General features: G+C 73.7%; 8 protein-coding genes. 5 read left to right on the top strand and 3 right to left on the bottom strand.

The genetic code is table 11. From position 1 onward, the window contains the following. Positions 1-138: 138 nt before the first annotated feature. The 5 genes from ABT160_RS24930 to ABT160_RS24910 all read left to right on the top strand — a co-directional run bounded on the left by ABT160_RS24930 (position 139) and on the right by ABT160_RS24910 (position 5,696). Positions 139-870, top strand: coding sequence for an ABC transporter ATP-binding protein (locus ABT160_RS24930; RefSeq protein WP_351650002.1), 732 nt, complete (start codon positions 139-141; stop codon positions 868-870). 197 nt (positions 871-1,067) lie between these two features. After that, complete coding sequence (locus ABT160_RS24925) at positions 1,068-3,608, top strand: ATP-binding protein (RefSeq protein ID WP_351650001.1); 2,541 nt, start codon at positions 1,068-1,070, stop codon at positions 3,606-3,608. Positions 3,609-3,714: 106 nt separating this feature from the next. Continuing rightward, the gene (locus ABT160_RS24920) at positions 3,715-4,398 is read left to right on the top strand and encodes a response regulator (protein ID WP_351650000.1); all 684 of its coding nucleotides are present in this window, start codon (positions 3,715-3,717) and stop codon (positions 4,396-4,398) included. A 107-nt stretch (positions 4,399-4,505) separates the two neighbouring features. Then, a complete protein-coding gene (locus ABT160_RS24915; protein ID WP_351649999.1) occupies positions 4,506-4,904 on the top strand; it encodes an OB-fold nucleic acid binding domain-containing protein in 399 nt (132 codons plus the stop codon). 3 nt (positions 4,905-4,907) lie between these two features. Beyond that, positions 4,908-5,696 (top strand): DUF3159 domain-containing protein, encoded by a 789-nt coding sequence (locus tag ABT160_RS24910; protein ID WP_351649998.1) that lies wholly within the window; start codon positions 4,908-4,910, stop codon positions 5,694-5,696. A 92-nt stretch (positions 5,697-5,788) separates the two neighbouring features. On the opposite strand, the gene ABT160_RS24905 is transcribed toward ABT160_RS24910, so the two are convergent. The 3 genes from ABT160_RS24905 to ABT160_RS24895 all read right to left on the bottom strand — a co-directional run bounded on the left by ABT160_RS24905 (position 5,789) and on the right by ABT160_RS24895 (position 8,483). Beyond that, on the bottom strand, positions 5,789-6,460 hold the full coding sequence (locus tag ABT160_RS24905; RefSeq protein WP_351649997.1) for a potassium channel family protein: 672 nt from the start codon (positions 6,458-6,460) through the stop codon (positions 5,789-5,791). Further along, positions 6,460-7,128: a potassium channel family protein gene (locus ABT160_RS24900; protein ID WP_351650008.1), complete on the bottom strand. Its 669-nt coding sequence runs from the start codon at positions 7,126-7,128 to the stop codon at positions 6,460-6,462. Before ABT160_RS24900 ends, ABT160_RS24905 begins: the two co-directional genes overlap by 1 nt. A 122-nt stretch (positions 7,129-7,250) precedes the next feature. After that, positions 7,251-8,483, bottom strand: a complete 1,233-nt coding sequence (locus ABT160_RS24895; RefSeq protein ID WP_351649996.1) for an MFS transporter — start codon at positions 8,481-8,483, stop codon at positions 7,251-7,253. Between the last annotated feature and the right edge of the window lie 106 nt (positions 8,484-8,589).

The following is an 8,589-nucleotide window of genomic DNA, read 5'->3' as shown; positions in this document are numbered from 1 at the left end:
GGTTCCGTACGCACGGAACCGTCGCGGGCCGCCGTGCGTTGGGGCGGGTACGAGATCGTCACGTCCCTTGCCCGGCCCCGTGGTGCCTGCACATACTGGCGCCCGACCGGCAGGGCACGGGGGAGCGGGGGACAAGCGATGGGCCAGAGCACCAGCGGGCGGAGCGGCACGGCCGTGGCCGGGGAGCGCGACGGGGCGCCCATGGTCAGGGTGAGCGACGTGCACCGCTCGTACGGGACCGGGGCGGCGGCCGTCCACGCGCTGCGGGGCGTCTCCTTCGAGATCCCGCGCGGTGAACTGGTCGCCCTCAAGGGCCGCTCGGGCTCCGGCAAGACCACCCTGCTCAACATCGTCGGCGGCCTGGACGCCGCCGACCGCGGCAGCGTCACCCTCGGCGGCACCGAGCTCTCCGGCCTCGGCGAGGACGGCCTCCTCGAGCTGCGCCGCGAGCGCATCGGCTTCATCTTCCAGTCGTTCGGACTGATACCGATCCTGACCGCCGCGGAGAACGTCGGAGTGCCCCTGCGGCTGCGCAAGGCCGACCCGCGCGAGCGCGAGGAGCGGGTGGAGCTGCTGCTGGGCCTGGTGGGCCTCGCCGACCACATGGCGCAGCGCCCCGGCGAGCTCTCCGGCGGCCAGCAGCAGCGCGTCGCCATCGCCCGCGCCCTGGCCAACCGGCCCTCGCTGCTGATCGCCGACGAGCCGACCGGCCAGCTCGACGCCGAGACGGGCCTGGCGGTCATGCAGCTGCTGCGCGCGGTGGTGCGCAGCGAGGGCGTCACCGCGCTGGTGGCCACGCACGACCCGCAGCTCCTCGGCCTGGCCGACCGGGTGCTCGAACTCAGCGACGGCGAGATCGTCGAGCACTGACGGGACCGCCGGCTCCCGGGGAACCGCCGGGCCCTGACCCGTACGGCCGCATCCCCGCATCCGGCGGGCCTTCTGGCGTGATCGCGTCAGGATGCCGTCAAGACCGCTCTGACCTGCGCCCTTCGTTCGATTTGCCGGTATCGCTGGCAGTAGGGTCGACCAGGCGCAGTCAGCGGTGGGTGAAAGACAATGGGGCCATGGGACGCGGCAAGCTACGGATCTACCTCGGCGCGGCGCCGGGCGTCGGCAAGACCTACGCGATGCTCTCCGAGGGCCACCGCAGGGCCGAGCGCGGCACCGACCTGGTGGTCGCCTTCGTCGAGCACCACGGCCGCCCGCGCACCGAGGTGATGCTGCACGGCCTTGAGCAGGTGCCCCGCCGGGAGATCGCGTACCGCGGCTCGGACTTCACCGAGATGGACGTCGACGCCGTCCTCGCCCGGCGCCCCGCCGTCGCCCTGGTCGACGAGCTCGCCCACACCAACGTCCCGGGATCGCGCCACACCAAGCGCTGGCAGGACGTCGAGGAACTGCTCGCCGCCGGGATCGACGTCGTCTCCACCGTCAACATCCAGCACCTGGAGTCCCTCGGCGACGTCGTCGAGGCCATCACCGGCGTGCGCCAGCGCGAGACCGTCCCCGACGAGGTGGTGCGCCGCGCCGACCAGATCGAGCTCGTCGACATGTCGCCCCAGGCGCTGCGCCGCCGCATGGCCCACGGCAACGTCTACCAGCCCGACAAGGTCGACGCGGCCCTCTCCAACTACTTCCGCCCCGGCAACCTCACCGCCCTGCGCGAGCTCGCCCTGCTGTGGACCGCCGACCGGGTCGACGAGTACCTCCAGCACTACCGCGGCGAGCACAACATCCGCACCACCTGGCAGGCCCGCGAGCGCATCGTCGTCGGCCTCACCGGCGGGCCCGAGGGGCGCACCCTCATCCGCCGCGCCGCCCGGATGGCCGCCAAGGGCTCCGGCAGCGAGGTCCTCGCCGTCTACGTCGCCCGCAGCGACGGCCTGACCTCCGCCTCGCCCAAGGAACTCGCCGTCCAGCGCACCCTGGTGGAGGACCTCGGCGGAACGTTCCACCACGTCATAGGCGACGACGTCCCGACCTCGCTCCTGGAGTTCGCCCGCGGGGTCAACGCCACCCAGATCGTGCTCGGCTCCTCCCGCCGCAAGTCCTGGCAGTACGTCCTGGGGCCCGGCGTCGGCTCCACCGTGGCCCGGGACTCCGGACCCGACCTGGACGTCCACATCGTCACCCACGACCAGGCCGCCAAGGGCCGCGGCCTGCCCGTCGCCCGCGGCGCCCGGCTCGGCCGCTCCCGGGTGCTGTGGGGCTGGCTCGTCGGCGTCGCCGGACCCGCGCTCCTGGCCGTCGTGCTCAGCCACGTCCGGGGCGACCTGGGCCTCGCCAACGACATGCTGCTCTTCCTGACCCTCACCGTCGCCGCCGCGCTGGTCGGCGGCATGGTGCCCGCGCTGGCCTCCGCCGCCTTCGGCTCGCTGCTGCTCAACTACTACTTCGCGCCGCCGCTGCACCGCTTCACCGTCTCCGACCCCAAGAACATCGTCGCCATCTGCGTCTTCTTCGGCGTCGCCGTCTCCGTCGCCTCCGTCGTCGACCTGGCCGCCCGGCGCACCCACCAGGCCGCCCGGCTGCGCGCCGAGTCCGAGGTCCTGTCCTTCCTCGCGGGCAGCGTGCTGCGCGGCGAGACCAGCCTGGACGCCCTCCTGGAGCGGGTCCGCGAGACCTTCTCCATGGACTCCGTCGCCCTCCTGGAGCGGGCCGGGGACACCGACCCGTGGACCCGCGCGGGCAGCGTCGGGCGCAACCCCGCCGCCCGCCCCGAGGACGCCGACGTCGACATGCCCGTCGGTGACCACATGGCCCTGGCGCTGACCGGCCGGGTGCTGCCCGCCGAGGACCGCCGCGTGCTCGGCGCGTTCGCCGCCCAGGCCGCCGTCGTCCTGGACCGCAAGCGGCTGGTCGACGAGGCCGAGGAGGCCCGCAAGCTCGCCGAGGGCAACAAGATCCGCACCTCCCTCCTCGCCGCCGTCAGCCACGACCTGCGCACCCCGCTCGCCGGCATCAAGGCCTCCGTCACCTCGCTGCGCTCCGACGACGTGGAGTGGTCCGAGGAGGACCGCGCCGAGCTCCTGGCGGGCATCGAGCACGGCGCCGACCGGCTGGACCACCTGGTCGGCAACCTCCTGGACATGTCCCGGCTCCAGACCGGCACCGTCACCCTGGTGATGCGCCCCACCGGCCTGGACGAGGTCGTCCCGATGGCGCTCGGCGGGGTCCCCGAGGGCAGCGCCGGGCTCGACGTGCCCGAGACCCTGCCGATGGTCGAGGTGGACCGCGGCCTGCTGGAGCGGGCGGTGGCCAACATCGTGGAGAACGCCGTCAAGTACAGCCCGCCCGGCGTCCCCGTCGCCGTCACCGCCAGTGCGCTGGGCGACCGGGTGGAGCTGCGCGTCGTGGACCGCGGCCCCGGCGTCCCCGACGAGGCCAAGGAGCGCATCTTCGAGCCGTTCCAGCGGCACGGCGACGCCCCGCGCGGCACCGGCGTGGGCCTCGGCCTCGCGGTCGCCCGCGGCTTCGTGGAGGCCATGGGCGGCACCCTGTCCGCCGAGGACACCCCCGGCGGCGGCCTCACCATGGTCCTCACCCTCGCCGCCGACGGCCGGACCGGCGCCGGCGCCGACGTCCCCGCCCAGGCCCTCACGTGAACCCGCGCGCCCCGCACGGGACCCCGCACTCCTGGCACTCCCCGCACGGAAGCCCGACCGGCCGGTGCCCGGCACCGGCCCCGACCCCGACAGAAAGCAGGACCCCATGACCCGGGTGCTCGTGGTCGACGACGAGCCGCAGATCGTCCGCGCGCTGGTGATCAACCTCAAGGCGCGCAAGTACGAGGTGGACGCGGCCCCCGACGGCGCCACCGCCCTCCAGCTCGCCGCGGCCCGCCACCCCGACGTGGTCGTCCTGGACCTCGGGCTGCCCGACATGGACGGCGTCGAGGTGATCCGGGGGCTGCGCGGCTGGACCCGGGTGCCGATCCTGGTGCTCTCCGCCCGCCACACCTCCGACGAGAAGGTCGAGGCGCTCGACGCGGGCGCCGACGACTACGTCACCAAGCCCTTCGGGATGGACGAGCTGCTCGCCCGGCTGCGCGCCGCGGTCCGCCGCGCGGAGCCGGTCGGCGGCGAGGACGACGTGGTCGTGGTCGAGACCGAGGGCTTCACCGTCGACCTGGCCGCCAAGAAGGTCAACCGCGAGGGCAGGGACGTACGCCTGACCCCGACCGAGTGGCACCTGCTGGAGGTGCTGGTGCGCAACGCGGGGCGGCTGGTCAGCCAGAAGCAGCTGCTCCAGGAGGTCTGGGGGCCCTCCTACGGCACCGAGACCAACTACCTGCGGGTCTACATGGCGCAGCTGCGGCGCAAGCTGGAGGCCGACCCCTCGCACCCGCGGCACTTCGTCACCGAGCCGGGGATGGGGTACCGCTTCGAGCGGTGAGCCCGCCAGGGCCTCCGGGCAGCCGGGTCTCCGGGACCCCCGCGTCCCCTGTGATCCGGGTGACTCGGCATTGATCCGCTGTCGGGGGTGCCCGGTACGCTTTCGGTATGAGTGCTGCACCGCGTACAGAGAAGCCGGCCGGCCGTTTCCGCCGGATGCTCGACCGGCTGTCCACGTCCCAGCAGGACCTCGAGCGCGAGGAACTGCGGGAGGACACGCAGGCGTCGGGGTGCACGCGTATCTCCGACTGCAACGACCGGCAGATAGTCAAGGTGACTGGTACCTTGCGCACGGTCACGCTGCGTCCCAGGGCGGGCGTGCCCGCCCTGGAGGCCGAGCTGTTCGACGGCACGGCCCCGCTGGACGTGGTCTGGCTGGGCCGGCGCTCGATCGTGGGCATAGAGCCGGGCCGCAAGCTCATCGCCTCCGGCCGGATCTCCATGAGCCACGGCCGCAGGGTGCTGTTCAACCCCAAATACGAACTCCGACCGATCGGACAGGAGTAGCCGGTGACCTCCCCCGACAAGCCGACCGCCGAAGGGGCGCCCGCCCGCAACGGGACCGCCGAAGGCGCCGGGAGCGACGAGAGCGCCGCCAGGGAGGTCACCGAGGCCGCCCTCTTCGAGGCGTTCGGAGGCATCCGGGGCGGCGTGGAGACGGTCCTGCCCGGACTCCTCTTCGTCACGATCTTCACGGTCAACAAGAACCTGCAGGCCTCGGCGATCGCGGCGCTCGCGCTGTCGCTGGTGCTCGTCGCGGTCCGGCTGGTGCGCAAGGACACCGTCAAGCACGCCTTCAGCGGCGTCTTCGGCGTGGCCTTCGGCGTCGCCTTCGCGATGATGACCGGCAACGCCAAGGACTTCTACCTGCCCGGCATGCTCTACACGCTGGGCCTCGGCCTGGCGTACGTGATCACCACGCTGGCCGGGGTGCCGCTGATCGGCCTGATCCTGGGCCCGGTCTTCAAGGAGAACCTCTCCTGGCGCACCCGCAACCCGGGCCGCAAGAAGGCCTACGCCAAGGCGAGCTGGGCCTGGGGCCTGATCCTGCTCGCCAAGTGCGCGATCCTCTTCCCGCTCTACTGGTGGGCCGACACCGCCCAGCTCGGCTGGGTGCTGGTCGCCCTGAAGATCCCGCCGTTCCTGCTGGCCGTCTGGCTGACCTGGGTCTTCCTCGCGAAGGCGCCCGCGCCCATCGACGTGTTCGCGGAGATGGAGGCCGAGGAGGCCAGGGAGAAGGAGCTCAAGGAGCAGGAGCGCGCCGCCGCCACCGCCTCCTCCCAGGAGCGCGAGGCGTAGCCGGTCCCGTACCGGCGGCACGGGCGTACGCGAAGGGGCCCGGGACCTGTGCAAGGTCCCGGGCCCCTTCCCCGTACGTACCGCCCGGTCGGCTACACGTCCTCGCGCGTCACCGACAGCAGGTCCTCCAGCTGCTCCTCGCGCGCCTGCGCGGCCACGAACAGCAGCTCGTCACCGGCCTCCAGGGTCTCCTCCGGGCTCGGCGTCAGCACCCGCGAACCGCGGATGATCGTCACCAGCGAGGTGTCCTCCGGCCAGGCCACGTCCCCGACCTGGGTGCCCGCGACCGCGGACTCCGGCGGCAGCGTCAGCTCCACCAGGTTCGCGTCGCCGTGGCTGAAGCGCAGCAGGCGCACCAGGTCGCCGACGCTCACCGCCTCCTCGACCAGCGCCGACATCAGGCGCGGCGTCGAGACGGCGACGTCCACGCCCCACGACTCGTTGAACAGCCACTCGTTCTTCGGGTTGTTGACGCGCGCCACCACCCGCGGCACCCCGTACTCGGTCTTCGCGAGCAGCGACACCACCAGGTTGACCTTGTCGTCACCGGTGGCCGCGATGACCACGTTGCAGCGCTGCAGCGCCGCCTCGTCGAGGGAGGTGATCTCGCAGGCGTCGGCCAGCAGCCACTCTGCCTGCGGCACCCGCTCCACCGAGATGGCGGTCGGCGCCTTGTCGACCAGCAGGACCTCGTGCCCGTTCTCCAGGAGCTCGCCCGCGATGGAGCGACCCACCGCGCCGGCACCGGCAATCGCCACGCGCATCAGTGACCGCCCTCCTCGGGGCCCTCGGCGAAGGCCGCCTCGACCTTCTCGACCTCGTCCGTGCGCATCATCACGTGGACCAGGTCACCCTCCTGCAACACCGTCTGCGAGGTCGGCAGGACCGCCTCGCCGAGCCGGGTGAGGAACGCGACGCGCACGCCGGTCTCCTCCTGCAGCGTGCTGATCTTGTGGCCGATCCAGGACGGCGAGGTGTGCACCTCGGCGAGCTGGACGCCCCCGCTGGGGTCGCGCCACAGCGGCTCGGCCCCCGACGGCAGCAGCCGGCGCAGCATCTGGTCGGCGGTCCAGCGGACCGTGGCGACGGTGGGGATGCCCAGGCGCTGGTAGACCTCGGCGCGGCGCGGGTCGTAGATCCTGGCGGCGACGTTCTCGATGCCGAACATCTCGCGGGCCACCCGGGCGGCGATGATGTTGGAGTTGTCGCCGCTGCTCACCGCGGCGAACGCGCCGGCCTCCTCGATCCCCGCCTCGCGCAGGGTGTCCTGGTCGAACCCGACCCCGCTCACGCGGCGGCCGCCGAAGCCCGAGCCCAGGCGGCGGAACGCCGTCGGGTCCTGGTCGATCACCGCGACCGTGTGCCCCTGCTGCTCCAAGGTCTGCGCGAGCGCGGCTCCCACGCGTCCGCAGCCCATGATGACGATGTGCACGTGCACCTACCCCGCAGTCCTGGTAGCGCCGATGACCTGCGAAAACACCCTGTCCACTCTTCTCTCCACAACCCTGCCGGGCCACCACGGGCAACGGTGTGCCCTGTTGCCAGATGACGAGCTTATGCCGGGTGGGCCCCGTTGCCCGCATCAGCGTCGGCGTCGGCTCGGTCGGGCAGCGTACGCGCCAGCAGCCAGGCCAGTGCGGCCACCCCCGCCAACGGCAGCAGCGCCGCCCCCAGGCCCGCCCGGTCCGCGAGCAGCCCGAGCGGCGGCCCGGCCGCGCCACCCACGCTCACCGCGAGCCCCAGGGTCACCCCGCTCGCCGTGCCCACCCGCCCCGGCAGCGCGTCCTGACCCAGCGTCACGTGCAGCGAGAACGGCACGTACAGGGCCACCGCCGCCAGCGCCGCGAAGACGTACGGGGACGCGGCCCCCGGCACCAGGACGAGCCCGGCCACCGCGGGCACGGCCGCCGCGTAGGCGGCCCGCAGGGTGCGCAGCCGCCCCCACCGGGCGGCGAGCCGGCCGCCCAGGACCGTACCGGCGGCGCCCCCGGCGAAGAGGGTGAACAGCGCGGCCGACCCGGCGGCGGGACCGGCTCCGGTGCGCTCCTGCGCGTACAGGCCGACGAAGGTGCTCAGCCCGACGTACACGACCGACCGGCACACCACGACCGCCGAGAGCCGCAGGAAGAGCGGCCAGTCGTCGCGTCCCGCGGGCCGCCCCGCCCGGGTGGCCTCGGCGGCCCGCCGCGCCAGGCGGCGCACCGCCGCCACCGTGATCAGCACCCCGGTGAGCGCGGGCAGCAGCAGCCACGGGGTGGCCCCGAGCCCGCCGGCGGACAGCACCGGGCCGACGGCGAGCGGCGCGAGCGCGAAGCCGATGTTGCCGCCCAGCGAGTACCACCCCATCGCGGTGTGGCTGCCGCCGCTCGCCAGCCGGGCCAGCCGCGCCGACTCGGGGTGGTACGCGGCCACGCCGACCCCGGACAGCGCGACCGCCAGCCAGGTCAGGGCGTACGAGCCGGACACCCCGGCGAGCGCGATGCCCAGGCCCGCGACGGTGGTGGCGACGGGGATCAGCCAGGGCAGCGGGCGCCGGTCGGTGAGCGTCCCGAACAGCGGCTGCACCACGGAGGACAGCAGGGTGGCGGCGAGCACGACGCCGGACGCCGCCGCGTAGCCGTACCCGCGCGCGGCGACGAGGAAGGGGACCAGGGCGGGCACCGCGCCCTGGTAGAAGTCGACGGCCGCGTGGCCGAGGGCCATGGCGGTGACGGGACGGCCGCGGCGCGCGGGCCGGACGGCGGGGCGCGCGGGACCGCTCCGGAGGCGGTTCGGATAGGTGGTCATCCCACGATCGTGGGCGCGGAGGCGGGTGGCGGGCTTCCGATAAACTGCCACGTCATGCCGACTTTCCGCCACGGCCCCCCGCACCTGCCGACCACGACCAGGTTCC

The organism is Streptomyces sp. NPDC001941 (assembly GCF_040296945.1).
In the GTDB taxonomy this organism is placed as follows: domain Bacteria; phylum Actinomycetota; class Actinomycetes; order Streptomycetales; family Streptomycetaceae; genus Streptomyces.
This window is presented reverse-complemented; position numbering and strand designations above follow the sequence as displayed.

Coding starts and splice junctions, on each gene's coding strand:
- ABT160_RS24895 (WP_351649996.1), bottom strand. CDS start 8,483: ATGACCACCTATCCGAACCGCCTCCGGAGCGGTCCCGCGCGCCCCGCC.
- ABT160_RS24920 (WP_351650000.1), top strand. CDS start 3,715: ATGACCCGGGTGCTCGTGGTCGACGACGAGCCGCAGATCGTCCGCGCG.
- ABT160_RS24915 (WP_351649999.1), top strand. CDS start 4,506: ATGAGTGCTGCACCGCGTACAGAGAAGCCGGCCGGCCGTTTCCGCCGG.
- ABT160_RS24930 (WP_351650002.1), top strand. CDS start 139: ATGGGCCAGAGCACCAGCGGGCGGAGCGGCACGGCCGTGGCCGGGGAG.
- ABT160_RS24905 (WP_351649997.1), bottom strand. CDS start 6,460: ATGCGCGTGGCGATTGCCGGTGCCGGCGCGGTGGGTCGCTCCATCGCG.
- ABT160_RS24925 (WP_351650001.1), top strand. CDS start 1,068: ATGGGACGCGGCAAGCTACGGATCTACCTCGGCGCGGCGCCGGGCGTC.